The organism is Pseudomonas sp. SID14000 (genome assembly GCF_002165135.1).
Classification (GTDB): Bacteria; Pseudomonadota; Gammaproteobacteria; order Pseudomonadales; family Pseudomonadaceae; genus Aquipseudomonas.
Map to the genome: position 1 here is coordinate 1 of NZ_NFZQ01000128.1, position 415 is coordinate 415.

The window sequence follows — 415 nt, forward strand, 5'->3', positions numbered from 1 at the left end:
AGCTGGAGCGAGCGACCGACCTCGTCGATGCCGGACCAGGCCGACCGGCCGAACGATTCGGCCCTGCAGATCTCGCTGGAGAACGCGCTGGCCGAGTTGTCGCCCCTGGATCGTGCGGTGCTGGTGCTGCGGTTCTTCGAAGATCGCAGCGTCGAGCAGGTCGCGCTGGATCTGGGCAAGAACGCCGGTGCGATCAGGACCAGGACGTCACGAGCTCTGGAGCGGCTGCCCGCCGTCCTCGGCACGGACGTCGACCACCTGATCGCTCTCTGACAAGAAGGAACCGATGATCAACCTGAACGACACCCTGCCCGAGCTGATGCGCCGGGCCACCGAGAACCTCGAGCCCGAGTCCACCGACCTGGTCGAACGCGGGATGGCCCGGGGCGCCGTCCTGCGCCGCCGCCGGACCGCT

The 415-nt window shown here is 68.4% G+C and carries 1 protein-coding gene; it reads left to right on the forward strand.

Annotated elements, in window-relative coordinates; all coding sequences use genetic code 11:
• Positions 1-273: sigma-70 family RNA polymerase sigma factor (locus CAY82_RS27640; protein WP_140399179.1), on the forward strand; the 273-nt coding region annotated here is incomplete at its 5' end.
• Positions 274-415: the final 142 nt, after the last annotated feature.